Raw genomic sequence first — 25,847 nt, 5'->3', positions numbered from 1 at the left:
CTTGCCCAAGCAGAGGCAGGGGACGAGGACCGCAAGACCAGCCGCAGACGCAACGCGCCCTTCGGCGGACAGCAGTACCGTCAGAAGGTTCCGCACAAGCCGAGGGGGGCGCTATGTCTCGCGAATTGCAAGGCGAATCAGGCGACCGGTCCGCCAAGATCGATCGTGCCGAGTTGGACCGGAAGGCCCGAAAGCTTCTCGCAGCGGTTCGGGACGCCGGGCCGCATCTGACGGACAAGCCGGTCATCGTCCGCGAGAAGGTCTCCAACGTCCTGCTCGCGATCCAGGACGTCACGGCCGAGATGGCGGGCACGTCTCCCGTCAGCAAGGAACTGCCTCGGCCGGTGACCGCGGACGAGACACTGCTCCAGGACGCCGGGGAATTCGCGGTGTCGCTGCGCTCCAAGACGTGGAAGGACGAGGCGCTCAAAGATGCTGTCGGGGCCGTGGAGCCGATGACCGGCATGGAGAAGGCGCCACCGGGTGAGAGGGCCGTCGCTGTCGGCTTCGAAATCGCGTCGGTCGCCGCGCTGTACTACGCGGACGCCGAGGGCATCTTGCGCAAGGGCGTCACAGAGGCGACCCGCGACAGCGGCGACAACGCCCGAGCCGGAGTCAAAGCGCTCCAGTACACGCTCGGCCCCTCTGCGCTCACGCTGGCCGACGACGTGACCAAGCTGATGGGCGACTCGGTCCGCAAGGGCAACGACGACAACCTCAAACGATGCGTCGCACGTCTCCGGCCCGCGATAGAGGCCGAATCTCCGCGGTCGTTCGAAGAGCCCGAGCGTGAAATGACCGGCTCGGTCCCGGCGGCGGACGACACCGTGAGTGCGGAGCGAGAACTGCCGGACGGTCTGCCGGAGCACCCCTGAGAACTGAGACCTCGTGGCACAACTGCCATGGATCCACCTGCGCCTAGGCTTTCCCGCATGGAGCAGCGCGAGATCATTCAAAGAGTTGTCGGCATCCTTACCGAAGCGATCGAGATGCGCCGTCAGGTACGCGAGAACCCGGATGGAGACGTCGAGGCCAGCGGCGCCGTGGGCACGATGCTCGAGGAGATGCTGCCGCGCATCGAACTCCCCGGCGACGCCACCCCCATCGAAGTCGCCACGGTGGTGGGCCACGAACTGGGGCCCGTCATCGAGCAGATCACGTCGGCCTTCGCCTTCGCGTTCGTCCAGCTCGCCGAGGTCCACGACGAGGGACGTACCGACGCGTCGACGGCGGACGTGCTCCAGTCCATCGCGCTGCACTTCGAGGACGAGGTGGAGGAGTAGGGCGGCTTCGGCGTCAGGGGCGGGCTTCCTCGGGGCTCGGCTCCGCGTCGTGCTCCGGAGGCTCGGCCCACAGCTGCGCCGCGCGCAGGTCGATGTCGTCCTGCGGTGTTCCCGGAGCGCACACGATGACCACCTCCGTGCCGTCGGGCAGCAGCGCCTCGCGCACCTCGAGCCCCGGATCCTCCGTCATGCACCGACCCCTCCCGCAGCGGGACAACGGACGTTGACGGGTTCAAGTGGACCACGTGCGGATCGCCTACGCGAGAGGGCCCTCGTAAGGCAGCAGGTCCGGCCGCTTGGCCGGGAGGCCGTCGCCGGATGAGCGGCCCGTCAGGCGGCGGCCGATCCACGGGACGAGGTGCTGCCTGGCGAAGCGGACGTCGGTGACGCGTCGCGCCGCCCAGTTCGGCGGGGCGGTGGACGGGAGCAGGGACTGCCAGTCGTCCTCGGGTGCGTAGCCGAGCGTCTGCCACACCGCCTCGGCCACCCTGCGGTGGCCCTCGGCCGTGAGGTGCAGACGGTCGACGTCCCAGAGACGCTGATCGCCGAGCACGGTCGCTCCGTAGAGGTCCACGACCGCCGCGCCGTGCCGCGCCGCCAAGTCGTCGACGTACGCGAAGAGTTCCTCCATGCGCGGGCGGAAACGCTGCATCACGGGGCCGTTCCGGCCGGGGCTGCGCATCAGGATCAGCTGCTCGCACGAGGGCGCGAGGCGTTCCACCGCCTCCTCGAGCAGGGCACGTACGCGGGCCATGTCGCACTTGGGGCGCAGCGTGTCGTTGAGGCCGCCCACCAGGGTGATCACATCGGGCTTCATCGCGGCGGCGACGTCCACCTGCTCGGCCACGATCTGCCCGATGAGCTTTCCGCGCACCGCGAGGTTGGCGTACCGGAAACCGGGCGACGCCGCAGCCATCCGGCCGGCGAGGAGGTCGGCCCAGCCGCGGTAGCTGCCGTCGGGCAGCAGGTCCGACATGCCCTCGGTGAAGGAGTCGCCTAGCGCGACGAGACTGGTGTAGTTGGCATTCATCTGCATGGCGGGAGCGATCGTACAGGGAGCTCCCGCCGTGCGCCGGTGGGTGGTCCTGCGGTGCGGGTCGCCGCTCAGCCGTCCTGGCTGCCGCTGGTCTTCTCCGGGTCGACGGCCGTACGTCCGACCAGCCGTTCGTACCGCTGCCTGGCGGCCTGCGGTGTGCCGAGGCCGAGGCCGAAGGCGATCTCCGGCCAGGTCATGCCGCGCCCGCGCGCCATCTGAAGGAGTCCGGACTCCACCTCGTCCATCTCGGTGCGCGCCATCGGCACGAGCGTCAGGGCCGCGGTGATGTCCGCGTGGTCCACCTCCGGCTCGCCCTCCGCGGGCTCCGCGATCCCGGTCAGCAGGAACGTCACGAGGCGCATGGCTTCGTGCGGGCCGATGACCGTGGCGTGCACCTGCCGCCGGCGCTGCTCGTCGGTGGCCGCGTGCCGCTCGGCGATGCGGAACAGGGACGCGGGGGCGCGGCCCGCTCGGATCTGGTCGGGGTGGGTGGGGCTGAAGGGGTCGGTCGCGTCGGGCTGCTGTTCCGGAGTCGTCGGCATGGGATCAGCGTCGATGACGTACGGAATGTTGTCAACCTAATGTTGTAAACAGTGTGTTTGCATCGGCGCGTGCGCGCGTGCATGTGTGCGTGCGCGCTGTGCGGTCGCCGGTCGGGTGCCGGTGTGGAACGGTGGAAAACGCCTCAAAAGGCACCAGGGAGAACCGAGCGAGAGGGAATCGCATGTCCTCGAAGCGACGCCGTAAGAAGAAGGCACGCCGCAAGCACGCGGCCAATCACGGCAAGCGTCCCCAGTCCTGACCGCTGACCGCAGACCCGATTTCTCCGCGATCTCGTGAACAGCCTTGCCACCTGGGTCAACGGGTGAACAATGGTGCAATGTTGGAGTTGTTGCGGGAAGTCGGCGTGGAGCTGCCGGACGGGGCGGGACTCGTGAGGTTCGGGATGACGCCCGGCGAGATCCTGGAACTGCTGCCGTCCGGCAGAGTCACGCGGCGACGGCAGTGCATGGGCCTGACCTTGAGCCAGTACGCGGAGCTTCGGCACGCGCACGATGCCTGGCTCGGTGGCCTCCTCTTCGAACCGGAGTGGAGCTTCGACGCCGAGTTCGACGGCGTCGTCGTGGGATTCGGCGGTGGCGGGCCCGGGGCCACGGACCGGCTGGCCCGGGTGGAGATTCAGGCGCGGAGCCAGGAAGACGGTCCAGGGGTGACCTCGACCCCGGTCGCCTGGGAGGACATCGATCTGTTCGGCTATCCAGCCACGGAGATCGTGGCCGTACTGCCCGGCGCCGACGCCGCGCCCGATGATCCGCCACCGGCCGACATGACGGTCGCGGAGCTCGGCCTCCGCCTCTCGCGGCCCAAGCCGACCGCGGACCGCTGGGAGCGGGTGACGCTCATAGGGCCGCGGTCCGGTGAGTGGGGGGCCTGCTGTGAGGGCGGCCTCGTCTGCGCGGAGGAGGGGGACGGCCTGGTGGGGATCGTGTACTGAACAGAGCCGATGACCGCGCCGATGACCGCGCCGATGACCGCGTCGTACGGCTACGGCCGCGTCAAGGACTCCAGGTAGTCCCACGCCGCCCGCGCCGTGAACTCGACCTGCCCGCCCCGCAGCAGCAGCCCCGCCGACGCGAAGGCGGGCTGGTCCGCGTGGGCGGTGACGTAGGGGATCGCGATACAGCGCATACCCGCCGCGTGTGCGGCCGTCGCGCCCGGAGCGGCGTCCTCCAGGACCACGCAGTCGGCCGGGTCGGCGCCGAGGAGTGCGGCGGCGGCCAGGAAGACGTCGGGCGCGGGCTTGCCGTGCGCGACCTCGTCGGCGGAGACGACCGTGGTCAGGAGCGCGTCGAGGCCCGTGCCCGAGAGGATGGACTCGATGGCCGCGCGCGAGGATCCGGAGGCCACGGCCATCGGCACCCCGGCGCCGTACAGCTGCTCCACGAGCTTGCGCATCTCCGGGAAGACGTGCGTATCGGCGCGGGCAAGCTCCAGATAGCGGCGGTCGAGCTCCGTGAGCAGTTCGGCCACCGGTACGCCGATGCCGTACCGCTCCTTGCAGATGGCGAGGGTCTCCTGGGTGCCGATGCCTACGTACTGCTCGTTGTCGGCCCAGGTGTAGTCGACGCCGTGCTCGGCAAACATCGCGCGTTGCGCCGCGAAGTAGTTCGGCTCGCTGTCCACCAGAGTGCCGTCGAGATCGAAGATGACCGAGGTGCTGCCGAGGGTGCTCATGGTCTCCAGCATGTCAAAGCCGCAGATCACGGCCGAGCGGATCCCTTCTGAGCGGCGGAGGCGGCGGAGGCGCGGCCGATCGACTCGACGAGGGGGAGCAGGCGGTGCGGGACGCGCTCGCGCAGGGCCATCTCCGTACGGGTGCGGACCACGCCCGGCATCTGGATCAACTGCTGGACCACATCCTCCAGGTGGCCGTTGTCCCGGGCGACCACGCGGGTAAGGAGGTCGCCGCCGCCGGTGATCGAGAAGGCCTCGACGATCTCCGGCACGGCGGCGAGCGCGTCACCCACCTCGTCAAGATGCCCCTGAGTCACCTCGATGTGCACGAAGGCAAGCACAGGGTGCCCGAGCGCGGCAGGGGACAGCGAAGGCCCCGTCCCGGTGATCACCCCGTCCCGTTCCAGGCGGTCGAGCCGGGCCTGGAGGGTGCCACGGGCCACGCCGAGCACGCGCGCGTACTCGCGGACACTGGTGCGGGGCTGCTCCAGGAGGAGACGCAGAATGCGGGTGTCGAGTTCGTCGACGGCCATGGCGCGGGGCTCCCGGGGGCAGGGGGATGAATCTGGTGATGACTGTACCAATGGCACACCGTGAGCGGCTCTGACGGGCCCTTCTGGTCCGCGGGTGCCTACTGATGGCTACAGCGCGGCCTCGCGGACCGCCCGCACCGCCTCGACCAGTGCCGTGACACCCCGCTCGGTCTTGCCCCGCGGGCACCCCACGTTCAGGCGCAGATGGCCCGGGGAGCCGTAGGCCGCGCCGGGCATGATCGCCACCTTCTGGGTCTCGATGAGCTCGCGTTGCAGCGCCTCGTCGTTCAGGCCCAGGGGGCGTACGTCGATCCAGGCGAGGTAACCCGCCTGTGGGGGCGTCCAGTTCAGATCCGGGAACGCGGTGTCGAGGTGCTCGGCGACCAGTTGGAGGTTGCCGCGCAGGTAGGTGCCCAGGGCCTCCAGCCATGAGGTTCCCTCGCGGTATGCGGCGATGTGGCCGACCAGGGAAAGCACCGCCGGGGATGAGAGTCCGTCGGCCTCCTTGAGGTGACGCAGGTATGCGTCGCGCGTGGCGGAGTCGCCGATGATTCCGTAACTGCCTGTGAGTGCCGGGATGTTGAAGGATTTCGACGCCGATGTCACGATCGCCCAGCGTGCGCCGTCGCCGCCGTGCCGGGCCCATGGGCGGTGGACGTACGGGGGATGCGCGAGGTCGGAGTGGATCTCGTCGCTGATCACCGCTACGCCGTACCGCGCGCACAGTCGCGCGATGCGGTTCAGCTCTGCCTCCGTCCACACATGGCCGGTGGGGTTGTGGGGCGAGCACAGCAGCAGCACGGCCGTGTCCGGGAGAGCGAGCAGCCGTTCCAGCGCGGGCCAGTCGCCGAGCGGGCAGCCGAGCAGTCGTCGTTCGTGCGCGGCGATCGTCTTGGGGAAGGCGTCGTACGTCGGCGTGTGGACGACGACACCGTCGCCGGGGGCCGACCACAGCCGCAGGAGCTGGGAGATCTGGTAGATCACGGACGGGCCGTAGACGATCGACTCGGGGGCCACCTCGGTCGCGTGGCGTGTGGCGTACCAGTCGACGATCGCGGAGAGGAAGTCGTCCTGCCGCCAGCGCGAGTAGCCGAGCACGCCGTGGCCGAGTCGGCCGCGCAGCGCCGAAAGCACCTCGGGTGCCGTCTCGAAGTCCATGTCCGAGATGGTGAAGGGCAGCAGGTCCGGGACGCCGAAGCGGCCCTCCACATAGTCCCACTGGGTGCACCAGGTGCCGTGCCGGTCGACGGGGGTGTCGAAGTCGTAGGCGGGGGAGGGCAGTCGCATTGTTCAGCCCACCCGGGTTATCGACGCGATCGCGTCCTTCACCGACTGCACCTGCGGGCCGATGATGACCTGCACGTTGTGCGCGTCGAGTGTGATGACGCCGACCGCGCCCAGCTTCTTCAGACGCTTCTCGTCGACCCGCTCGGCGTCCTCGACTGTCATACGAAGGCGGGTGATGCAGTTGTCGAGGGACTGGATGTTCTCGGCGCCGCCGATCGCGTCCAGGATCGCCACCGCGTCGTACTTTCCGGCGATCAGCTCACGTGGAGCTCCCGACGCCCCGTCCTCAGCGACCTCGTCCTCCTTCTCGGCCTCCTCCTCGGCTTCCTCCGCCGAAGGCTCCTCGCGCCCCGGCGTCTTGAGGTCGAAGCGGACGATGGCCCAGCGGAAGAGAAAGTAGTAGACGGCGAACCACACCGCGGCGATGACGGGTATCAGGTACCACTTCGTGGTCGTCCCCTGCAGGACGCCGAAGACGAGCCAGTCGATGACGTTGCCGTCGGTGTTGCCGATGAACACCCCGAGGACAGCGGCGGTCAGGAAGCCGAGGCCGACCAGGACGGCGTGGATCAAGTACAGCCACGGCGCGATGAACAGGAACAGGAACTCGAGCGGTTCGGTGATGCCGCCGACGACGCACGCGACGACGCCGGAGACCAGGAGCGCCTTGATCTCCGGGCGCATCTTCTTGTCGGCGCAGTGATACATCGCCAGGGCCGCCCCCGGCAGGCCGCCGAGGTAGGCCGCCATCTTGCCCTGGGACAGGAAGTGAGTGGCGTTGGTGACCGCGTCGGTGGGCGGCTTGGCGCAGTTGAGCTGCGCGTAGAAGAGGTTGAGCGCGCCGGAGAGGTTGTCGCCGCACACCGCGCCGGAACCGCCGACATCGGTGAAGCGGAACATGGCCACGAGGATGTGGTGCAGGCCGATCGGGCGGAGCAGCACCTCTCCCATGCCGAAGAAGAACGGGCCGAAGACGCCCGTGTGCCCGATCGCGCGGCCGAGATCCGTGATCCAGCTGTTGAACGTCGGCCACACCAGCGGGATCAGCAGACCGAGCAGGCTGAGCGTGATCGCGGAGACGATCGGCACGAACCGCAGACCGCCGAAGAAGGCGAGCGCGTCCGGCATCCGCTGGGCACGAAACCGCTGGTGGAGCACGCTGACAACGATGCCAACAGCGACGGCGCCGAGCAGTCCCGTATCGATCGACTGGATGCCGATCACATCGGCGATGCCGTAGTGGGCGATGACCTTCTCGTCCTCGACGTCGACGCCCTTGGCGGTGAGGTAGAAGTTCACCGCCAGGTTCATGGAGGCGAAGCCCACGAAACCGGAGAACGCCGCGACGCCCTTGTCCTCGCGGGCAAGACCCAGCGGGATGGCTATCGCGAACATCACCGGGAGGAACTTGAAGGCCACGAGCCCGGTGCTCGCCATCCACGTGAAGACGAGGTGGAAGCCCTCGCCCTTGAGGAAGGTCAGGTTGTCGGTGACCGCGTCGCTGGAGAGCGACGAGCCGATGCCCAGCATGATGCCGCAGAACGCGAGCAGCGCCACCGGAAGCATGAACGTCTTGCCGAGGCCCTGGAGGAACTCCCAGAGCGCGGACTTGGTCTTCTGCATGTGTGGGGGTCTTTCGGGCCTGAGTGGAGCGGGAGACATGCGATGACCGGCCCACAGGCGCGCGGGCCCAGACGGTGGCCGGTCACATGCTGCGCACAGGGATCGCCCGCCGATCAGCGTGGATGGTCCATCGATCCACGCCGAAGGTTGATCGATCCGCCCGGACGGATGAGATCACAGCGGCTCGGGGGCTGTCCATGGAGAGCCCCCGAGCACGCCGTTCGCGCCCTCACGCGTCCCGCTTCCGCAGCACCCACCCACCAGCGACGAGCGCCGCGCCCGCGTACGCGGCAAGCACCCCGAGCCCCGCCCACGGTCCGATCGGCAGCTGGTCCAGGTCGGTGGTCGCCTGGATCGCGAGCCCGGCCGTCGCGGGTGTGATCCGCCGCGCGTTCTCCTGCCAGTCGGGGTCGCCGAGCAGACCCGCGAGCAGTGGGAAGACGTAGAAGAGGGCGAGGACCGAGGTGATGGCGGTCGCCGTGTCGCGCAGGGCGGCAGCCGCGCCCAGGCCGATCAGGGCGGTGAGCGTGAGGTAGAGGACCGTGCCGACGGCCGCGCGGAGTGTCGGTCCAGCGGTGAGGGCGGGGGTCGCGAAGCCGTCGGCGGACAGGAGCATCCTGCCCGCCACGAGGGAGACGGCCACCCCGACCGCGCTCGCCGCCGCGGTCAGTGTGCAGAGCACGAGCGCCTTGGCGGCGAGCAGGCGTACGCGGCCGGGTTCCGTCGTCAGCGTCGTACGGATGGTGCCCGTGCCGTACTCGCCGCTCATCGTGAGCACCGCGAGGACGACGACCGCGCCCTGGCCGAGCCAGACCCCCGTGAGGCTGAGCTTCACGGTGTCCTCGTGGCAGTCCGCCGGGACCGGGCAGTCCCCGGCGGTCATCGACGCGGCGGTGGCCGTGCCGGCGAGGACGGTCAGGGCCACCAGGGCGAACAGCAGCCACCAAGTGCTTTGCAGCGTACGGAGTTTGGTCCACTCGGCATGTACGGTGCCGAGTGCGCGGCCGTCCCCCACGAGGCCGAGGCTCTTCACGCGTCCTTCTTCCGGATGCGCCACACCGCGATCCCGAGCACCACGACGGCGTACGCGGCAAGCGTGGCCAGGCCGGTCCACGCGCCCTGCGGATAGCAGCCGTCCTCCGGGAGGCAGAGGCTCGCCACCTGGTGGTGGCGCGGCGTCGACTCCTGGACCGCGAACCCCGCGACGGGCGTGAGCCGTTGCAGCCACTGCGAAAGGCCGAGCGGCAGCACACTGACCAGGATCAGCGGCAGGACGATCACCACCACGACGGTGGTGATCGCGGCGGCCGTGTTGCGCATCAAGGCGCCGAGACCCAGGGCGAGTACGGCGATCAGAGCGAGCAGGGCGGCGGTGCCGAACAGTGCGCGCAGGACGGGACCGTCGGTCAGGGAGAACTCGGGGAAGAGGGGCGGCTTGTGGCCGTTGTCCCGCAGCACGGGCATGGTGAGCAGGAACGAGGCGATGGCCGTGACGAGTCCGGTGGCGAAAGTGACCGCGCTGATTACCACGGCCTTGGCGACCAGGACGCGACCGCGCCGCGGACTGGCCAGGAACGTGGTGCGGATCATCCCGCGCCGGTACTCGGCGGTGATGAACAGGACGCCGAGCGCGGCGATCAGGACCAGGCCGAGCTGGGTGCCGTTCAGGGAGGTCGCGACGAGGTCGGGCTGCACAGGGGTGCCGGGGGCGATGTCGCCGGAGCCGGTGAGCGTGAACGTGCCGCCGGAGCGGGTCAGTTGGCCCTGTCCGCCATTGTCCGGTTGGCCCGCACCTGGTTTGCCCGCGCCTGGTTCGCCCGCACTCTGTCCTGGCTTGCCTTGCTCTCCTTCGGCTTCCCGGCCGACGTCGGTCCGCTGCCAGTCCGCCCCGCTGTCCGATCCCTTGACGGTCACTTCGTCGAAGCGTGCCGTCGAGCGCGATGGGCCGTCGTTCACCGACACGTTGCCGAACTTGCGCTCCATGGACTGCACATTGGGTGACGCCACGAAGAGACCGACCGGCACAGAGCCCGCCTGCTCGGCCAGTTCGGTCGTGCCGATCTTCTTCCAGCCACGGCCGTCGGCAGACGCGTACGCCGTGATGGTGGCGCCCTTGCGGGTCAAGCGCAGCCAGTGCGGTGTGCTCGCGGAGGCGGCGCCGCCCGCGACGTCGTGGGTGAAGTCGCTCTGGAACCGTACCCCGTGCCCCGGAGTGACCATCAGCGCCGCGTAGTCGGAGCCGCTCTGGGTGTTCTGCTTGACGATGACGCCTGCCTTGGCCCACTCGGGCGCCCGGTCGGGACGCACGCCGGTGGGTCCTGTCACCCGAGCGGTGATGCTGCCGTCGGCGGGGAGCGTGCGGTGGACGAAGGTGAAGTCGTCGCGGATGGACTGGCCGTCGGGTCCGGTGGCCGCCGACGAGCCGCCGCCCGCGATCTCGACGCCCGAACTGGACGCGGAGAACAGGGAGATCAGCAGGGTCACCAGGACCGCGGCGAGCAGGGTGAAGCCCCAGCGGCGCACCGTACGCAGCTTGGTCCACTCGGCGCGCAGGAGCTGCGGGAAGCCGTCGCGGCCGACCACGACCGTGCTGGGGCGGCGTGTCGGTGTCACGGTGGTCATCGCGTGACCTCCCCGACCGGGTGCTCGGCGGCGAACTCCACGTCGTCCCTGGTCAGTTCCATGTACGCCTCCTCAAGCGTGGCCCGGTGCGCGGCGACCCCGGAGAACGGGACCCCCGCACCGCCGAGCAGTTCCACGACGCGTTCCGCCGCGATGTGGGAGACGGTGAGCGTGTCGCGTCCGGTGGCCGCGACGCTCGCCCCGGCGCCCGCGAGGACGGTCATCGCCGTGGTCCGGTCGGTCGTCCGTACCTCGACGCGGTCGTCCGACGCGGCGGCAAGCAGCTCTCGTACGCTCGTGTCGGCGATGACGCGCCCGCGCCCGACCACCACCAAGTGGTCAGCGGTGTCCTCGAGTTCACTCATCAGGTGACTGGAGACGAGCACGGCGCGGCCCTCGGCGGCAAGGGACTTCAGGAAGCCGCGGATCCACCGGATGCCCTCCGGGTCGAGCCCGTTGACCGGTTCGTCGAAGAGCAGAACGGGCGGATCGCCGAGCAGCGCCGCCGCGATGCCGAGGCGTTGCCGCATACCGAGCGAGTACCCGCCGGCCCTGCGCCGCGCGGCCTCCCCGAGCCCGACGAGCTCGAGGACTTCGTCGACGCGGCGCACGGGAAGCCGATGCGAGTGCGCCATCCACAGCAGGTGGTCGCGTCCCCGGCGGCTGGGATGCACGGCGGCCGCGTCGAGCAGCGACCCCACTTCCAGCAGGGGCGTACGCAGCGCCTGGTAGGGGCGCCCGCCGATGAGGGCCGTGCCCTCGTCCGCCGAGTCCAGGCCGAGGGCGATGCGCATGGCGGTCGACTTGCCCGCGCCGTTGGGGCCGACGAACCCTGTGACCTGCCCAGGGGTGACGGTGAAGGAGAGCCCGTCCACCGCCGTGACCGTCCCGAACCGCTTGCGCAGTCCGCGTACTTCGATGGTCGCTTCGCCGCCATCGGTCGTTCCTGTGATGCCATCCATGAGAAGCGAGGCTAGGCACGCCGTGGCCGCGGGTCGTCACGCCGTGGAGCCGTCTTCGTATCCCTCACGTAAGGGACGCCGTAGGGCCCCTAGGTGGTGACAATGACACGTGTGAGGGCGAAATCATCCAGAACGGGCTTCGGAGCGGTCTTCAGGACGGGCTTCGGAGCGGGCTCCCGAGCAGGTTTCGGGCGCGGCGCCATGCTCAGCCGCATCGCGCACAGGCCCGAGACGCCGGTCATGGCCGCGGCGCTCCTCGCGCTCGGTGCCGCGAGCGAAGTGCTGCTGCGCGCGGACGGCGATGTTCCACTGCCGTTGGCGCTCTCACTCGCGTGGGGGTCGACGGTGCCGGTCGTGGTGCTCGCGGGCGGCGACTTCGCGGTGACGGCGCACTCCTTCGCCGTCACACGGGCGCGCCGCGGCTTCTTCGCCGTCGCCGCCGTTCTCGCCGCCGTAGCGGCCATGCTCTCCCTCGCGCCGTTCCATGTGCTGACCGGCGCCGGTCTCTGCGCGCTCCTGTTCTCCCTCCATCAGGCAGGGCGGCGGGGCCCGAAGCTCCTGGCCGCCTTCCTGCCGCTGCCCTTCATCGCGTACGCGGTCACGGCGCCCGCGGGCTCCGGTGCGGGGGAGCGGTTCCTCACCGTCCTGACCGCGGTGTGCGCCGCCGTCGCCGCCGGGACCGGGCTCGCCCGGAGCGCGCGGGACACCGCCCTGGCGAACAGCGCGGCCGAGCAGGCCATCGCGGACACCCTCCTGGAACACGCGGCGCGAGGTGAACGGGCCAGGATCGCGAGGGAGTTGCACGATGTCGTCGCCCACCACATCTCCATGATCGCGGTGCAGGCCGAGACCGCGAGGCTGACCACACCCGGCCTGCCCGCCGTCGGCGCCGAACGCTTCCTGGCCATCGGTGACACCGCCCGCACGGCCCTCACCGAGATGCGCAGACTGCTCGGTGTGCTGCGCGAGGACGCGGGCGGCGCGGCGCCGGACCGCCGCCCGCAGCCGGGTCTCCAGCAGCTCGGCGAACTCGTCGACGAGGCGCGCGACGCGTCGGCCGCCGCGGTGCGTCTCATCGTCGAGGGACCGGTGCGCCCGCTGGATCCCGGCCTCGAACTCACCGCGTACCGCGTCGTGCAGGAAGCACTCACCAACACCCGGCGGCACGCGCCGGGCGCCGCCGTGGATGTCGAACTCCTTTACACGCACGACGCGTTGCGGCTGCGCATACGTGACAACGGGCCGAGTCCGCACACCCACAAGGACCTTGACGAGGGGCACGGACTGCTCGGCATGAGGGAGCGCGCCGCGATGGTCGGCGGCGAGCTGCGCGCGGGTCCTGCCCGGCGCGGCGGCTTCCTCATCGAGGCGACGTTCCCGGCTCCGGTGAGGGAACATGCCGCATGAACACCCCCAGCACAGCTCCTCCGCTGCGTCTCGTCATCGCCGACGACCACGAAGTCGTACGCGCCGGATACGCCGGACTCCTGGCCACCCAGCCCGACTTCACCGTTGTCGGCACCGCGGCCGACGGAGCTCGGGCGGTCGAGCTCTGCCGGGAACTGCTGCCCGACCTCGTCCTGATGGACGTACGGATGCCGGTGATGGACGGGATCGAGGCGACCGGGCGACTCGGCGGGACGGGGACGCGCGTACTGATTCTCACCACCTTCGACCTGGATGAGCACGTGTACGACGCGCTGAGCGCGGGCGCCGCCGGGTTCCTGCTCAAGGACGTCACGGCGGAGCGCCTCTTCGACGCGGTGCGGGTGGTGGCCGCGGGCGAGGGTCTTCTCGCGCCCACCGTCACCCGCCGCCTCATCGCGGAGTTCGCCCGCATCAGGCCGGGACCGCCCGCGGGTCCCGCCACCCGCGTCGACGCGCTCACGCCCCGCGAGACCGAGGTGCTCCGGCTGATCTCGGAGGGTCTTTCCAACCCGGAGATCGCCGGGCGGCTGCACGTCAGCGAGGAGACCGTGAAGACCCATGTGAGCCGGGTGCTCGGCAAGCTGGGGTTGCGGGACCGCACGCAGGCGGTGGTGGCGGCGTACGAGTCGGGGCTCGTGGTGCCGAGGGCGGGGGCCTGAGACCGGGCCTGAGGGGCGTGTCCGCCGTACAATGGAAAGGCGGCAATGTGCACGACGGCGTGACCCGATCATGAACGCTCGTATCGAGGACTACGCCCTCATCAGCGACCTGGAAACCGCCGCCATGCTCGGCAGGGACGGGTCGATCGACTGGCTCTGCTTGCCGCGCTTCGACTCACCGGCCTGTTTCGCCGCACTGCTCGGCACAGGAGACAACGGATTCTGGCGGGTTTCCCCCATCGGCGCGGGACCCTGCACCCGGCGGGCCTACCGCCAGGACACCCTGGTGATGGATTCCGCCTGGGAGTGCCCCGGCGGCACCGTACGCATCACGGACTTCATGCCACCTCGCGCGGGGCTGCCCTGCATCGTGCGCCTCGTCGAAGGCCTGTCCGGCGCCGTGGCCATGCGCAGCGAACTTCGGCCGCGCTTCAACCAGGGACGCGTCACGCCCTGGGTACGGGCCGATGGGCACTGCACGGTCGCCGTCGCCGGTCCTGATGCGCTCTGGACGAGCGCTGACGGCCCGATGGAGATACGCGGCACAGGCGACTCCACCACGGTCCTCGACTTCACCGTGTCCGCGGGCCAGCGCCTCACACTGCAACTCGTATGGGCGCCCTCGCACCTGCCCGATCCGCCCGAGCCTCTGAGTGTCCCGGCGGAGACGGCCCTCAAGGCGACCAGCGACTTCTGGCGGCGCTGGACGGCCCGGTGCCGCTACCAGGGCCCGTGGCGGGAAGCCGTCACCCGCTCGCTGATCACGCTGAAGGCGCTCACCTACGCGCCCACGGGCGGCATCGTCGCGGCGCCCACCACTTCGCTGCCCGAGTGCGTCGGCGGCGAACGCAACTGGGACTACCGCTTCTGCTGGCTGCGCGATTCCACCCTGACCCTGTCCTGCCTGCTGCGCAGCGGCTACCGCGACGAGGCCACGGCCTGGCTCGACTGGCTGGTGCGTGCCGTGGCCGGCGACCCCGCCGGTCTCCAGGCGGTGTACGGCGTGGGCGGACAGCGGCGGCTGCCCGAGGCCGAGGCGCCGTGGCTGCCCGGATACGAGGGGTCGCGGCCCGTCAGGTTCGGGAACGCGGCGGTCGACCAGTTCCAGCTGGACGTCTACGGCGAAGTCCTCGACACCCTCTACTTGTCGCTGCGGGCCGGGATTCCGCTGGAAGCTCACCTCTGGAACCTGGTGAAGTCCCTGATGAGCCATCTGCGCGAGCACTGGCACGAACCGGATCAGGGGCTGTGGGAAGTCCGGGGCGACCGGCGGCAGTTCGTCCACTCCAAGGTCATGTCGTGGGTGGCCGCCGACCGTGCCCTGCGCATGGGCGAACTGCTCGGCAGGAATGAATGTGCGGACGAGTGGCGCGCCATGCGGGACGCGGTGCACCAGGAGGTGTGCCGCGAGGGCTGGGACGCGGGGCAGGGATCGTTCGTGCAGTCCTACGGGTCGCCCGCCCTCGACGCTTCGGCTCTGCTGATCCCCCGGGTCGGTTTCCTTCCCGCCGACGACGCGCGCGTACGCGGCACCGTCCGGGCGATGCGGGCCCTCGCCCACCACGGATTCATGCGACGGTACGCGAACGACGGCCGCGGCAGGCACAGCGTGGACGGAATGCGGGGATCCGACGGCACGTTCGTGGCGTGCTCCCTCTGGTACGCCGACGCGTTGGCGGCGACCGGCGACCTCCGTCAGGCACGGGAGACCTTCGAGCGCGTCCTGGGCGTCCGCAACGACGTGGGCCTGCTGGCGGAGCAGTGGGACCCGGACAGCGGTCGCCAACTGGGCAACGTACCCCAGGCGTTCAGCCACATCGCCCTGGTGGAGACGGCGTTCGCCCTTCAGGAGGCGGGCGCCTGACCGGGGCGGTCATGACAGGGGCGGTCAGGTCCGCCGCCTGACCGCCGTCATGAGCACCATGCCCGAGTCGCCGTAGTCCGGCAGCGTCGGGTCGGCGTCGATCCGGGTGACCGCGAGTTCCGCCGTGAGCGGGGCGAACACCTCGGTGACGACCGCGGGGTTCACGGGGCAGCCGGGCCAGCGCGACGCGGGCCCGATGCGGTACGTCGGCATGTTCTCCATGAACGCCGCCACCAGGTGGCCGCCGGGGACGACGGAGCGTACGAAGCGGTGGCAGAAGTCCGTGAACTCCGCGAAGTCCTCGGTGACTCCCTCGGCGACGAAGTTCATCGACGCGATGTCGTACGTGCCGGGCGTCAGCGCCCGGATGTCACCGTGCACCACCCGCACCGGCGCGAGCGCCTCCGGCAGCGTGGGCGGCAGGTCCGGGTTGAGGCGACGGCACAGCGCGTGGAACGGCAACCAGCTCTCGTCCGGGCCCTGTTCGAGCTGCCGGGTCAGATAGGCGACACCCGCCGCGCTCGCCTCGACGGCGTCGACACGGCGGCTCGCGGCGGCGGCGACCATCAGGGGGTAGAGGTTGGGCCCGGCCCCGAACTCCAGGGAGCGTGCGGCGCTGCCCGGAGCGAACCGCCGGTAGAAGGCGGAGTGGTGGGCGATGACCGCGGCGTCGGACGGATGCAGCTCGCGGTAGTTCTCGCCGAGGTAGTCCTGGACGGGCCAGCTGTCCCAGTCCACGTCGTCGTTGCGGGTCGGAGCCATACCGGTGTCAGCTCCCCGGCCGCAGTGGGAATCGCTCGGAGAGCCCCGTCAGGGCCGCGTTGAGCCGGTCGATGTCGTCGTCGGAGTTCAGGGCCGTGAGCTGTACGCGGAAGCCGACGCGGTCGTGCGGCACGAGCGGGTAGGCCGCGAGCGTCACATAGATGCCCTGCTCCCACAGGAACTCGGCGACCGCGTCCAGGTCCGATGCGTTCACCAGGGGAATCTCCACGATCGGCAGCTGATCGGAGTTCAGCGTCGCCAGGCCGAGCCCGTTCACGTGGTCCAGCACCCGGACGGTCTTGCGGTGCAGATCGGCGCGGATGGCGTCGCCCCGCCGGTCGTTGACCTCCAGACCGGCGAGCGCGGTGGCGAGCGAGGCCGTGGGCGAGGGCCCGGAGTAGAGATAGGGGGCCGCGGCGACCTTCAGATGGTCCTTGAGCCGGGGCGGAAGCGCGAGAAAGGCGAGCAGCGACGAGTAGGCCTTGGAGAAGCCGCCGACGAGCACGATGTTGTCGTACGTCTCGCCGGTGTGCCGTACGACGCTGTTGCCGCGCGATCCGTACGGACACGGTTCGTCGGCGCCGCGCTCTCCGATGACGCCGAACCCATGGGTGTCGTCGATATACAGGGTGGCGTCCGACTCCCGGCAGATCCGGGCCAGTTCGGGCACATCGGCGATGTCGCCGCTCATGCTGTTGACGCCGTCCAGGCAGACCAAGCGGGCCGAGCCGCTCGGCACCGCCCGCAGCAGGGCCGCCAGCTCGTCGGGCCGGTCGGCGTGGAAGCGCCGCAGGGTGGCGCCCTGTCCGCGGGCCGACACGCAGCCGTCGTACACGGTGCGGTGCGCCGCGGCCTCGACGAAGACATGGCCCTTGGCCGCGAGTACGGGGATCACCGAGGCGTGGATCAGGGTGGCCGTCGGGAGCAGCAGGGTGTCGGGCGCTCCGAGCAGCGCGGCGAGCCGTTCCTCGATCTCCGGGTAGAGCCGGGGGCTGCCGAGGAGGCGGGACCAGCTGGGGTGCGTTCCCCAGCGGCGTACGGCGGGATCGATGGCGTCGATGATCTCGGGGTCGCAGTCGAAGCCCAGGTAGTTGCAGGAGGCGAAGTCGATGAGCCAGTGATCGCCGCTGCGGATGTGTCTGCCGCGGACTTCGTCGAGGACACAGTCGCTCATCGGGCTTGTCCGCCGCAGGTGTTCGAGATCGCCCCAGCGCGGATCGCGCCGTACCCCGAGGAGTCCGATGTCAGGGTCGCTCATGGCGCCCTGCGTCTGAGAGGGGGGCGGGGTGACGGCAAGGGCAGGAGGGGCGCCGTTCTTCCGGCGCGGATCACGGCGCGGATCCCGGAGCGGACCCTCGCGCGAATCCCGCCGTCGGCTGAGCAGCCGCTCCACCTGCCCGGTCGTCAGCGGCCGGGCGAAAAGATAGCCCTGCCCGAACCGGCAGCCCATCCCGGCAAGGAGGTCCCGCTGCGCGGACTGCTCGATCCCCTCGGCGATGACCGGGAGGCCCATCGTGTCGGCGAGGTGCACGATCGCCTCGACGAGGGCGACCTGCCGGGGGTCGTGGGCGATGTCGTCGATGAAGGTCTTGTCGATCTTGAGTACGTCGATGGGGAACTCGCGGAGATAGCGCAGCGAGGAGAATCCCGTGCCGAAGTCGTCGACCGCGATCCGCACACCGAGGTCCTTCAGCGCCCCCATGACCGCCTGGATCTGTCCGTCCTGGCGCATGAGCACCGACTCCGTGAGCTCCAACTGCAGTGACCCCGGGGCGAGTCCGGGCGTCTGGAGCGCCTTGCGCACCTCGTCGAGGAAGCCCGTGTCGCGGAACTGGCGCGCGGACACGTTGACGCTGACGTACGGACGACGGCCCGACGATGCCCCCACGCTCTGCAACTGGGCGATGTCCGCGGCGGCGTTCCTGAGGACCCAGGCGCCTAGCAGTGTGATGTGCCCGGTCTCCTCGGCGAGCGGGATGAACTGCTGCGGCGGCACCAGGCCGCGCCGGGGGTGCGGCCAGCGGGCCAGGGCCTCGAAGCCGACGATCTCGGCACCGTCCGTCGCAACCCCCGCCGCACCGCCCTTCGCACCGTCTGCCGGGCGGCCGTTCGCGGTGATGTCCACGACTGGCTGATAGCGCAACGTGAACTGCTCATCGGCGATCGCCCGGTCCAGGCTCGCCTGGAGCTCGTGCCGCTCCAGCATCCGGACGTGCAGCCGCTGCTGGAAGCGGCGCCACTGGCGCTTCCCCGCGGCTTTGGCGGCGTACAGCGCCAGGTCGGCGTGGGCGATGAGCTCCTCGGAGTCGGCGCTGTCCGCTGCCGTGGCCACGCCCACGCTCGCCGAGACGCTCACGCTGTCCCCGGACAGTTGGAACGGGCGGCTGAGCGCCTGCACCACCTGCGCGGCCAGGATCTCGGCGTCGACGGGCTCCTTCGCGTCCTCCATCAGGACGGCGAACTCGTCGCCGCCGAGGCGGGCCGCGGTGTCACTGCGGCGCAGCGTCCGCGACAGGCGGGCACCGACGGAGGCCAGAAGCTGGTCGCCCGCCGAGTGCCCCATCGAATCGTTGACGACCTTGAAGTCGTCGAGGTCGATGAAGAGCAGGCAGGTCAGCGTCGACTCCCGGCGGCCACGGAGCAGCGCGCGCTCGATGCGCTCCATGAGCAGCGTCCGATTGGGCAGGCCGGTCAGCGCGTCGTGGAAGGCCCGCTGGGTGAGCTCGTGCTCCAGCTGACGCTGCTCGGTCACATCCCGCAGAGTGACGACGAGCCCCCGCACGGCCGGGTCGTGACGCAGGTCGCTGCACCGCATCGCCACCTCGATCCGTCCGCCGTCGCGCGGCATCCACCAGTAGTCGTGAGGCTCCTGCTGCCCGCCGCCGCGCATGGCCGCGAGCACCCGTGCCGCCCGGTCCCTGTCCCGTGGGTCGACAAGGTCCGGCAGTCCCGCCCCGACCAGCGCGGCGGCCCCGAACACGGCCTGCGCGGACGGGCTCGCGTACCGGACGGTGTTGTCGTCGTCGACGATGAGGATGACGTCGGACGCGTTGCGCACCAAGGCACGGAAATACGCCTCGCTCTCCCGGCGGATGATTTCCTGCCGGAGCGCGATGCGCTCCTTCGCCAGGCCCGCGTGCGAGGCGAGGATCTCCAGGGAGCCCCAGATCTCTGTGAGCTGTCGCTCGGATCCTGCCGCGATCAGCACTCCCGGCGGATCGTCCCCCGCCGGACGATCGCGCTGGATCATCGGGCACACCAGAGCACTCGGCGTCGGCTCGAGGCGGGCGGCGATCTCCGGGCCGAGAGCGACGGCCTGCACCAGCCTCGTGCTGCGCAGGTCGAGGGCGGCGTAGGGGACCGGTGGTGTGTCGCCCGCCTCCAGGAGCAGGGTCCGGGTCCCGGCTCCCGGCCCGGACAGCGCGGCGACCGTGGACTCACAGGTCGCGGCGATCTCCTCCGGCGTGACCGCGGCCACCAGCGAGGAGGCCGCGGTCAGCAGCGCGAGCTCGCGGTCCAGGGCCTTGCGGCGCGCCACGACCATGCCCGCGAGCCGGCAGATCACCAGAAGGAACAGCGCGCCGGAGAAGGCGGCGATCACAGGCGCGTCGTGAGCCCTGTCGATGAGGCCCTCCGCGAGCAGAATCCCCGGGGCTATGAGGGTGGCCGCGGCGAGCAGCAGGAGCCTGCGCGGCGGCGGGAGCAGGGTCGGGCGCTGATGTGTGTACGAGGTCAGCTCCACCATCGAAGGGTGCAGCGCGGCCAGGCCCCACGCCGTGTAGAAGACGATCCAGCCCATGTCCAGGAGCGTGCCCGCCTGCCACATCCCGTTGAGCTGCAGAATCCCGTACGCGATGTCGAAGCCGAGCAGGGTGACCGTGCCGAGGACGAGCAGGCGTACGGCGGAATTGCGGCCGGTCACGAAGCCCGGGGTGAGCAGCCGGGCGAGGAGGGCGAGGACCAGTACGTCGCCGAGCGGATAGGCGATGCTGATGGCGCGCTGCGGCCAGGTCAGGCCCTCGACCTCGGTGAGCGGCTGGACCAGATAGACCCAGACGGGCAGCGCGAGCCCGCAGGTGATGATCAGCGCGTCGAGGAGGCTCGGCAGGTCGCGGCCCGCCCAGCGGTAGCGGACGAGGCCGAAGAGGCCCGCGGCGAGCAGCGGATACACCGCGAGATAGCAGGCGTCCGCCGGGGACGGGAACGGATTCGACGCCTGGAAGTACTGCTCGACCACGTTGTAGTACGTGTCGCCCGCGGCGAACGCGAGCAGCCCTGCCGCGAGCACCCACCACGGCCAGCGGTGCGCGGGACGGTGGAGGCGGGTGCCGATGAGTACGGCGGTGACTCCGCCGAGGCCGATGAGCGCCCAGAGCGGGGCGCGCAGGCCAGGGAGGGTCATATAGGCGGCGGTGAGAGCGGCTACCAGGAGGACGTAGGCGGCCATGAGCCGATGGGCCCGTGGGTGTCGCCGATGCTGTGCCTGAAGCAATGCAAAGCGCCTCCCCGCATGGCAGGGGCAACCGTCCGCGAATCACGCGTCGACCTGGGGTCCCGCCCTTAGAGCGTAGGCCTGAGCGGTGGGCGCCTGCATCTTCGGTCGGCTCCTGCGGCTTTCCCTCCCATGGGGATCAGGCCTCCACCGGCACGGGTGCGCTCCGTGGTCCGGAGCGTGCGTTGAACCACGCCACTGTGCTCCGCAGGCCTTCCTCGATGGGCACGTGGGGCACCCAGCCGAGCTGTTCCACGGCCCGGTTGATCACCGGGCGGCGGCGGGCCGGATCGTCGACGGGCAGCGGGCGGTAGGCGATCCGAGAGGGCGATCCGGTGAGGCGCAGGACGAGTTCCGCGAGCTCGCGGACTGTGCGCTCGCTGGGGTTGCCCAGATTCACCGGACCGCTGAGGTCACTGTCGAGCATCGCCGTCAGACCCCGGACGAGGTCGTCGACGTAGCAGAAACTGCGGGTCTGGCTGCCGTCGCCGAAGAGCGTGAGCGGGCGGCCCGCCAGGGCCTGGCGGATGAAGGCGGAGACCACGCGTCCGTCGTGGGGGCGCATCCGCGGGCCGTACGTATTGAAGATCCGTACGATGCCCACGTCGACGCCCAGGCTGCGCCGGTAGGCCATGGCGAGCGCCTCCGCGTACCGCTTCGCCTCGTCGTAGACGCTGCGCGGGCCGACCGGATTGACGTTGCCCCAGTACTCCTCGGGCTGCGGGTGGACCTCCGGATCGCCGTAGACCTCGCTGGTCGAGGTGAGCAGGAAGCGGGCGCCGTGCCGCTGGGCCAGGCGCAGGGCGTTCTCGGTGCCGTGGCTGCCGACGGCCAGGGTCTCCAGGGCGAGCCGGTAGTAGTCGGGGGGTGACGCGGGGCTCGCGAGGTGGGCGACGGCGTCCACGGGGCCCGGCACGTCGAACGGCGCGGTCACATCGGCGTGGACGAGGTGGAAGCGGGGTTCGCCGAGCAGGTGGGAGACGTTCTCCGGCTCACCGGTGCAGAAGTTGTCCAGGCAGTGGACCGTGTCCCCTCTGTGCAGCAGGGCCTCGCACAGATGGGATCCGATGAATCCGCCGCCGCCCGTCACCACGACCCTCATGACGCACCTCCGGTGAGCGCGGCTACTCGGTCCACCTGGTCCTCAGCAGGAATGGCCTGGGAGAGCCGCGGGCGGCCCGGTGCGTGCACCGCCCAGCCGGCCGCCGACCAGGACCGCGGGTCGAGGCAGTTGCGGGCGTCGAACAGGACGGGGGAGCGCACAAGCTCTGCGAGTGCCGCCGGGTCGATGTCCTGGTACTGGGGCCAGTTGGTGAGATGCAGGACCAGGTCCGCGTCCTCGCAGGCCTTGTCGACGTCCAGGGCGTAGGCCAGCTCCGGATGGACGGCGCGCGCGGTGTCGATGGCCTCCGGGTCGTGCACGCGGACCGCCGCGCCCTGCTGCTGCAAGGTCGCCGCCACGACCAGGGCGGGCGAGTCGCGGACGTCGTCGCTGCCCGGCTTGAACGCCGCGCCGAGCACGGCGATCCTGCACCCGGTGAAGGAGCCGCCGAGAAGCCCGCGTGCCCGGTCGACGGTGCGTTGCCGCTGGCGGGTGTTGATCCGGTCGACCTCGTGCAGGAACACCACCGCCTCACCGGCGCCGATCTCCTCGGCGCGGGCGGCGAACGCCCGGATGTCCTTGGGGAAGCAGCTGCCGCCGAAGCCGAGGCCCGGTTCGAGGAAACGGGGGCCGATCCGGGAGTCCGCGCCGATGGCCCTGGCCAGGAGGGACACGTCGGCGCCCGCGGCGTCGCAGACCTCGGCCATCGCGTTGATGAAGGAGATCTTGGTGGCGAGAAAGGAGTTCGCCGCCACTTTGACCAGCTCGGCCGTCGCCGGATCGGTGGCGAAGAACGGCACCCCCGCGAGGATCATCGGCGCATAGACCGCCCGCAGCACACCCTCGGCGTGCCGCGATGTGACACCCACGACGAGTCGCTCGGGCCGCATGGTGTCCTGGACCGCGGCTCCTTCGCGCAGGAACTCGGGGTTCCAGGCGACCTCCGTACCCGGAGTCATATCGGCGAGGCGCTCGGAGATTCTGGCCGCAGTCCCCACCGGCACGGTCGACTTGCCCACGATCAGGCTGCCAGGGCGCAGATGCGAGGCGAGACCGTCCACGACGGCGTCGACGTACCGGAGATCGGCGGCCTTGCTGTCGGGTAGCTGCGGGGTGCCCACGCACACGAAGTGGGTCCTGGCGAACGCGGCGCCCTCGGCGAGCGAGGTGGAGAAGCGCAGCCTGCCCGATGCGAGGGTCCTGGCGAGCAGTTCGTCCAGGCCGTCCTCGTGGATGGGTGCCCGGCCTGCTGCCAGGGAGGCGATCCGGTCGGCGTCGATGTCGACGCCGAGGACCTGGTGGCCGATGTCGGCCATGCACGCGGCGTGCGCCGTTCCTACGTATCCGGTGCCGATCACCGTCATCCGCATGACATCGCTCCTTACGGGTCGTGATGGGTCGTGCTGGGTCGTGTCTCACGGGCCCGGCCGTTTGCCGTTCGGGTGGTGGTTGGAACCGGCGTAACCGTGCGGGTTGAGCTGCTGGAACCGCCATGCGTCCCGGCACATGTCGTGCAGGTCCCGGGTGGGGCGCCAGCCCCAGGCGCGCGCCACGGCACTCGCGTCGGCGACCAGTTCGGTCACGTCTCCGGGGCGGCGCGGCATGATCTGGTACGGGATGGTCCTGCCGCAGGCCGCGCCGAACGCGGAGATGACGTCGAGGACCGAACGGCCGGTGCCGACACCGAGGTTGAACACCCGCATACCAGGACCGTCGGCGAGATGGTCGAGGGCGATGCGGTGTGCCTCCGCGGTGTCCATGACGTGGAGATAGTCGCGGATCGCCGTGCCGTCCGGAGTGGCGTAGTCGTCACCGAACACGGGGAGCCGCTCGCGCCGCCCGACGGCGACCTGCGCGACGTACGGCATCAGATTGTCGGGGACCCCGCCCGGATCCTCACCGAGGAGCCCGCTGGGGTGAGCGCCGACGGGGTTGAAGTAGCGCAGGGCGAGCACGGTGAACCCCGGCAGGCGTGCGCACACATCGGCGAGGAGCTGCTCGCAGATCCACTTGGACGCGGCGTACGGATTGGTGGGCCGTGCGGGCGTCGACTCGTCGAGCGGCCCGCGCCCCGCGTCGCCGTAGATCGAGCAGGACGAGGAGAACACCAGCTGGTGCACCTCGTGTTCGTGCATGGCCCGCAGCAGTGCCGTCGTGCCGCCGACGTTGGTGTCGTAGTACTCGATGGGCATCCGCGTCGACTCGCCCACGGCCTTGTGCGCGGCAAAGTGCACAACGGCGTCCACAGAGTGGCGGTCGAATACGGCCGACAGGGCGCGCCGATCACGGATGTCCAGCTCATAGACGGCGCCGACGAAACGGTCGGCGATTCGTTCCACCCGCGTGAAGACCTGCGGGGTGCTGTGGGAGTAGTCGTCGATCACGATCAACTCGTAGCCGTGGTCGAGGAGTTCCACGCAGGTGTGGCTTCCGATGAAGCCCGCACCGCCGGTGACGAGGATGGTGGAGGGAGCGCTCATGGCCGTTCACCGGCCCAGCACGGCGGCTGCGGTCCGTCCCCGTGCGCCTCGGCGTCGATCGCCGCGATGAGGGCCCGGTAGGGCCGGGGGAGCGCGGGCAGCTCGAGCTCGCGCTCCACATGGACCTGATCCGCCGATATCGGCTCGCTGTGCGTCATGGCGAGACGCTCCTGAAGGGTCTCGACGCTGTACGCTACCTACGTACGTTTACGTTGTATATGTACGACTTTGTACCCAATGTCCTCCGAGGTCAAGAGGAGGGCCAGAAAGGCGGAGGCGGCGGACATGCCGAAAGAGAAAGAGGCGGCCCCGGCCCGAGGCCGGCGCGCCAGCGACAGAGGGCGCTACGGACGGCTCAGCCGGGAGATCGTGCTGGCCACGGCCCTGGAAGTCGTCGACCGTGACGGACTCTCCGGCCTGAGTATGCGCAAGCTCGGCGCGGAACTCGGCGTAGAGGCGATGGCCCTGTACCGGTACGCGTCGAGCAAGGCAGCGCTCCTCGACGGCCTGGTCGAGGCGTTCTGTCAGGAGCTGGAGGACGACCTGGCCACGAAGCCTCCAGTGCCGGACTGGCGCGTGGAGCTGCGCCGCATCGCGTTCGCCACCTACGGCGTGGCCCTCCGCCACCCGAACATGGTCCCGCTGCTCGCCACCCGCCTGCTCTCCACCCCGCTGGCCCGCCGCCCCGCGGCCGTGCTCCGCAGCGACGAGCGCATCCTCGCGCTGCTCCACGAAGCGGGCCTCGACGACCACCGCACCGTGCGGCTGCACCGTGCGTTCACGGCGTGGCTGCTCGGCTACCTCCTGGTCGAACTGCGGGCCATGGACGACGCGCCGGGCGAACCGGACCCGGCGTTCCGGCTCGGCCTGCACCGCATGGCCGCGCAGGACTTCCCCCGGCTGCGGGCTACCGCCATCTCCATGGACGGGCAGGGCGGACCCCGTCAACTGGCCGAGGGGCTCGACGCGTTGCTCGGGTCATGAATCATGTCACCGCGGAATCCTGGGGCGCCCGGTCCGGCGGATTGCCGTCCCGCACCGCGTCGAGGTACTCCGCGATGGCGTCGCGGTTGCGGGTCAGGCACTCGACGCGCTCACTCATGCGGTCGCGCTGGTGCTCGAGCGTGGCGATCATCTCCGGTGTCGCGTCCGGGAAGTAGATGGTCCGGGGCTTGTCCAGGCACGGGAGGATCTGTTTGATGATGCGGGTGGGAAGTCCCGCGTCGAGCAGCCCCCTGATCTGTACGACCCGGTCTACGAAGCGCTCGTCGTACTCGCGGTAGCCGTTCGCGGAGCGCTCGGCCATGATGAGGCCCTGCTCCTCGTAGTAGCGCAGCAGTCGCCGGGGTGTTCCGGTGAGCTCCGACAGCTCTCCGATACGCATCTGGATCTACCCCGCAGCCTCTCGCCCGACCTGCACGCACACCATCGCCCGACCTGCACGCGCATCATCGCTTGACCTGCACGCACATCATCGCT

At 70.3% G+C, this 25,847-nt stretch carries 24 protein-coding genes; 7 read left to right on the top strand and 17 right to left on the bottom strand.

All coding sequences use genetic code 11. From position 1 onward, the window contains the following. Nucleotides 1–113: 113 nt before the first annotated feature. Together ACGFSB_RS33670 and ACGFSB_RS33665 are read left to right on the top strand one after the other, a co-directional pair. Complete coding sequence (locus ACGFSB_RS33670; protein ID WP_393407268.1) at nucleotides 114–875, top strand: hypothetical protein; 762 nt, start codon at nucleotides 114–116, stop codon at nucleotides 873–875. Nucleotides 876–932: 57 nt separating this feature from the next. Continuing rightward, nucleotides 933–1,283, top strand: coding sequence for a hypothetical protein (locus ACGFSB_RS33665; RefSeq protein WP_393407265.1), 351 nt, complete (start codon nucleotides 933–935; stop codon nucleotides 1,281–1,283). A 13-nt stretch (nucleotides 1,284–1,296) separates the two neighbouring features. Here the strand turns inward: ACGFSB_RS33665 and ACGFSB_RS33660 are convergent, their stop codons facing one another. From ACGFSB_RS33660 to ACGFSB_RS33650, 3 genes are all read right to left on the bottom strand, one after another. Continuing rightward, nucleotides 1,297–1,473 carry a hypothetical protein gene (locus ACGFSB_RS33660; protein ID WP_393407262.1) on the bottom strand — a complete coding sequence of 59 codons (177 nt, stop codon included), beginning with the start codon at nucleotides 1,471–1,473 and terminating at the stop codon, nucleotides 1,297–1,299. Nucleotides 1,474–1,539: 66 nt separating this feature from the next. Beyond that, nucleotides 1,540–2,319 carry an SGNH/GDSL hydrolase family protein gene (locus ACGFSB_RS33655; protein WP_393407260.1) on the bottom strand — a complete coding sequence of 260 codons (780 nt, stop codon included), beginning with the start codon at nucleotides 2,317–2,319 and terminating at the stop codon, nucleotides 1,540–1,542. 68 nt (nucleotides 2,320–2,387) lie between these two features. Beyond that, nucleotides 2,388–2,861, bottom strand: a complete 474-nt coding sequence (locus ACGFSB_RS33650) for a DNA-binding protein (RefSeq protein WP_393407257.1) — start codon at nucleotides 2,859–2,861, stop codon at nucleotides 2,388–2,390. 338 nt (nucleotides 2,862–3,199) lie between these two features. Between ACGFSB_RS33650 and ACGFSB_RS33645 the strand changes: the two genes are divergently transcribed. Next, nucleotides 3,200–3,814, top strand: coding sequence for a hypothetical protein (locus ACGFSB_RS33645; protein ID WP_393407254.1), 615 nt, complete (start codon nucleotides 3,200–3,202; stop codon nucleotides 3,812–3,814). Nucleotides 3,815–3,864: 50 nt separating this feature from the next. Here the strand turns inward: ACGFSB_RS33645 and ACGFSB_RS33640 are convergent, their stop codons facing one another. The 7 genes from ACGFSB_RS33640 to ACGFSB_RS33610 form a co-directional block, all read right to left on the bottom strand. Then, nucleotides 3,865–4,554, bottom strand: a complete 690-nt coding sequence (locus ACGFSB_RS33640; protein WP_393407252.1) for an HAD family hydrolase — start codon at nucleotides 4,552–4,554, stop codon at nucleotides 3,865–3,867. Between the two features lie 26 nt (nucleotides 4,555–4,580). After that, nucleotides 4,581–5,087 (bottom strand): Lrp/AsnC family transcriptional regulator, encoded by a 507-nt coding sequence (locus ACGFSB_RS33635; RefSeq protein ID WP_393407250.1) that lies wholly within the window; start codon nucleotides 5,085–5,087, stop codon nucleotides 4,581–4,583. A 108-nt stretch (nucleotides 5,088–5,195) separates the two neighbouring features. Continuing rightward, complete coding sequence (locus ACGFSB_RS33630; RefSeq protein WP_393407247.1) at nucleotides 5,196–6,374, bottom strand: MalY/PatB family protein; 1,179 nt, start codon at nucleotides 6,372–6,374, stop codon at nucleotides 5,196–5,198. A gap of 3 nt (nucleotides 6,375–6,377) precedes the next feature. Next, nucleotides 6,378–7,997, bottom strand: coding sequence for a maltose/glucose-specific PTS transporter subunit IIBC (malX, locus tag ACGFSB_RS33625; RefSeq protein WP_393407244.1), 1,620 nt, complete (start codon nucleotides 7,995–7,997; stop codon nucleotides 6,378–6,380). 229 nt (nucleotides 7,998–8,226) lie between these two features. After that, a complete protein-coding gene (locus ACGFSB_RS33620; RefSeq protein ID WP_393407242.1) occupies nucleotides 8,227–9,030 on the bottom strand; it encodes an ABC transporter permease in 804 nt (267 codons plus the stop codon). Beyond that, nucleotides 9,027–10,619: an ABC transporter permease subunit gene (locus tag ACGFSB_RS33615; RefSeq protein WP_393407239.1), complete on the bottom strand. Its 1,593-nt coding sequence runs from the start codon at nucleotides 10,617–10,619 to the stop codon at nucleotides 9,027–9,029. Before ACGFSB_RS33615 ends, ACGFSB_RS33620 begins: the two co-directional genes overlap by 4 nt. Further along, nucleotides 10,616–11,581 (bottom strand): ABC transporter ATP-binding protein, encoded by a 966-nt coding sequence (locus tag ACGFSB_RS33610; RefSeq protein WP_393407237.1) that lies wholly within the window; start codon nucleotides 11,579–11,581, stop codon nucleotides 10,616–10,618. Before ACGFSB_RS33610 ends, ACGFSB_RS33615 begins: the two co-directional genes overlap by 4 nt. A 111-nt stretch (nucleotides 11,582–11,692) precedes the next feature. Between ACGFSB_RS33610 and ACGFSB_RS33605 the strand changes: the two genes are divergently transcribed. The 3 genes from ACGFSB_RS33605 (at nucleotide 11,693) to ACGFSB_RS33595 (ending at nucleotide 15,532) form a co-directional block, all read left to right on the top strand. Beyond that, entirely contained in the window at nucleotides 11,693–12,988 is a 1,296-nt protein-coding gene (locus ACGFSB_RS33605; RefSeq protein WP_393407234.1) for a sensor histidine kinase, read from the top strand. Next, entirely contained in the window at nucleotides 12,985–13,668 is a 684-nt protein-coding gene (locus ACGFSB_RS33600) for a response regulator (RefSeq protein WP_393407232.1), read from the top strand. Before ACGFSB_RS33605 ends, ACGFSB_RS33600 begins: the two co-directional genes overlap by 4 nt. Nucleotides 13,669–13,738: 70 nt before the next feature. Beyond that, nucleotides 13,739–15,532 (top strand): glycoside hydrolase family 15 protein, encoded by a 1,794-nt coding sequence (locus ACGFSB_RS33595; protein ID WP_393407229.1) that lies wholly within the window; start codon nucleotides 13,739–13,741, stop codon nucleotides 15,530–15,532. A 24-nt stretch (nucleotides 15,533–15,556) separates the two neighbouring features. Here the strand turns inward: ACGFSB_RS33595 and ACGFSB_RS33590 are convergent, their stop codons facing one another. From ACGFSB_RS33590 to ACGFSB_RS33565, 6 genes are all read right to left on the bottom strand, one after another. Then, the gene (locus ACGFSB_RS33590) at nucleotides 15,557–16,294 is read right to left on the bottom strand and encodes a class I SAM-dependent methyltransferase (RefSeq protein ID WP_393407226.1); all 738 of its coding nucleotides are present in this window, start codon (nucleotides 16,292–16,294) and stop codon (nucleotides 15,557–15,559) included. 7 nt (nucleotides 16,295–16,301) lie between these two features. Continuing rightward, entirely contained in the window at nucleotides 16,302–20,741 is a 4,440-nt protein-coding gene (locus tag ACGFSB_RS33585) for an aminotransferase class I/II-fold pyridoxal phosphate-dependent enzyme (RefSeq protein ID WP_393407223.1), read from the bottom strand. Between the two features lie 184 nt (nucleotides 20,742–20,925). Continuing rightward, on the bottom strand, nucleotides 20,926–21,888 hold the full coding sequence (locus tag ACGFSB_RS33580) for a UDP-glucuronic acid decarboxylase family protein (RefSeq protein WP_393407221.1): 963 nt from the start codon (nucleotides 21,886–21,888) through the stop codon (nucleotides 20,926–20,928). Further along, nucleotides 21,885–23,258 (bottom strand): UDP-glucose dehydrogenase family protein, encoded by a 1,374-nt coding sequence (locus ACGFSB_RS33575; protein WP_393407218.1) that lies wholly within the window; start codon nucleotides 23,256–23,258, stop codon nucleotides 21,885–21,887. The genes ACGFSB_RS33580 and ACGFSB_RS33575 overlap by 4 nt, the downstream gene beginning before the upstream one ends. A gap of 45 nt (nucleotides 23,259–23,303) precedes the next feature. Then, the gene (gene galE / locus ACGFSB_RS33570) at nucleotides 23,304–24,368 is read right to left on the bottom strand and encodes a UDP-glucose 4-epimerase GalE (RefSeq protein WP_393407215.1); all 1,065 of its coding nucleotides are present in this window, start codon (nucleotides 24,366–24,368) and stop codon (nucleotides 23,304–23,306) included. Next, nucleotides 24,365–24,526, bottom strand: a complete 162-nt coding sequence (locus ACGFSB_RS33565; protein WP_393407213.1) for a hypothetical protein — start codon at nucleotides 24,524–24,526, stop codon at nucleotides 24,365–24,367. Before ACGFSB_RS33565 ends, galE begins: the two co-directional genes overlap by 4 nt. Before the next feature lie 127 nt (nucleotides 24,527–24,653). Here ACGFSB_RS33565 and ACGFSB_RS33560 point away from each other — a divergent pair, with 127 nt between their 5' ends. Continuing rightward, a complete protein-coding gene (locus ACGFSB_RS33560) occupies nucleotides 24,654–25,352 on the top strand; it encodes a TetR/AcrR family transcriptional regulator (RefSeq protein ID WP_393407211.1) in 699 nt (232 codons plus the stop codon). Nucleotide 25,353: 1 nt separating this feature from the next. Here ACGFSB_RS33560 and ACGFSB_RS33555 read toward each other — a convergent pair whose 3' ends face one another. Beyond that, nucleotides 25,354–25,752, bottom strand: coding sequence for a MerR family transcriptional regulator (locus ACGFSB_RS33555; protein WP_393407209.1), 399 nt, complete (start codon nucleotides 25,750–25,752; stop codon nucleotides 25,354–25,356). Nucleotides 25,753–25,847: the final 95 nt, after the last annotated feature.

It is taken from the genome of Streptomyces sp. NPDC048441, from assembly GCF_043200235.1.
GTDB lineage: Bacteria > Actinomycetota > Actinomycetes > Streptomycetales > Streptomycetaceae > Streptomyces.
Note: the sequence above shows the minus strand (reverse complement) of the source record. Positions and strands in the feature narration are given on the sequence as shown.

Coding starts and splice junctions, on each gene's coding strand:
- ACGFSB_RS33670 (WP_393407268.1), top strand. CDS start 114: ATGTCTCGCGAATTGCAAGGCGAATCAGGCGACCGGTCCGCCAAGATC.
- ACGFSB_RS33665 (WP_393407265.1), top strand. CDS start 933: ATGGAGCAGCGCGAGATCATTCAAAGAGTTGTCGGCATCCTTACCGAA.
- ACGFSB_RS33660 (WP_393407262.1), bottom strand. CDS start 1,473: ATGACGGAGGATCCGGGGCTCGAGGTGCGCGAGGCGCTGCTGCCCGAC.
- ACGFSB_RS33655 (WP_393407260.1), bottom strand. CDS start 2,319: ATGCAGATGAATGCCAACTACACCAGTCTCGTCGCGCTAGGCGACTCC.
- ACGFSB_RS33650 (WP_393407257.1), bottom strand. CDS start 2,861: ATGCCGACGACTCCGGAACAGCAGCCCGACGCGACCGACCCCTTCAGC.
- ACGFSB_RS33645 (WP_393407254.1), top strand. CDS start 3,200: ATGTTGGAGTTGTTGCGGGAAGTCGGCGTGGAGCTGCCGGACGGGGCG.
- ACGFSB_RS33640 (WP_393407252.1), bottom strand. CDS start 4,554: ATGAGCACCCTCGGCAGCACCTCGGTCATCTTCGATCTCGACGGCACT.
- ACGFSB_RS33635 (WP_393407250.1), bottom strand. CDS start 5,087: ATGGCCGTCGACGAACTCGACACCCGCATTCTGCGTCTCCTCCTGGAG.
- ACGFSB_RS33630 (WP_393407247.1), bottom strand. CDS start 6,374: ATGCGACTGCCCTCCCCCGCCTACGACTTCGACACCCCCGTCGACCGG.
- malX (WP_393407244.1), bottom strand. CDS start 7,997: ATGCAGAAGACCAAGTCCGCGCTCTGGGAGTTCCTCCAGGGCCTCGGC.
- ACGFSB_RS33615 (WP_393407239.1), bottom strand. CDS start 10,619: ATGACCACCGTGACACCGACACGCCGCCCCAGCACGGTCGTGGTCGGC.
- ACGFSB_RS33610 (WP_393407237.1), bottom strand. CDS start 11,581: ATGGATGGCATCACAGGAACGACCGATGGCGGCGAAGCGACCATCGAA.
- ACGFSB_RS33600 (WP_393407232.1), top strand. CDS start 12,985: ATGAACACCCCCAGCACAGCTCCTCCGCTGCGTCTCGTCATCGCCGAC.
- ACGFSB_RS33595 (WP_393407229.1), top strand. CDS start 13,739: ATGAACGCTCGTATCGAGGACTACGCCCTCATCAGCGACCTGGAAACC.
- ACGFSB_RS33590 (WP_393407226.1), bottom strand. CDS start 16,294: ATGGCTCCGACCCGCAACGACGACGTGGACTGGGACAGCTGGCCCGTC.
- ACGFSB_RS33585 (WP_393407223.1), bottom strand. CDS start 20,741: ATGGCCGCCTACGTCCTCCTGGTAGCCGCTCTCACCGCCGCCTATATG.
- ACGFSB_RS33580 (WP_393407221.1), bottom strand. CDS start 21,888: ATGAGGGTCGTGGTGACGGGCGGCGGCGGATTCATCGGATCCCATCTG.
- ACGFSB_RS33575 (WP_393407218.1), bottom strand. CDS start 23,258: ATGCGGATGACGGTGATCGGCACCGGATACGTAGGAACGGCGCACGCC.
- galE (WP_393407215.1), bottom strand. CDS start 24,368: ATGAGCGCTCCCTCCACCATCCTCGTCACCGGCGGTGCGGGCTTCATC.
- ACGFSB_RS33565 (WP_393407213.1), bottom strand. CDS start 24,526: ATGACGCACAGCGAGCCGATATCGGCGGATCAGGTCCATGTGGAGCGC.
- ACGFSB_RS33560 (WP_393407211.1), top strand. CDS start 24,654: ATGCCGAAAGAGAAAGAGGCGGCCCCGGCCCGAGGCCGGCGCGCCAGC.
- ACGFSB_RS33555 (WP_393407209.1), bottom strand. CDS start 25,752: ATGCGTATCGGAGAGCTGTCGGAGCTCACCGGAACACCCCGGCGACTG.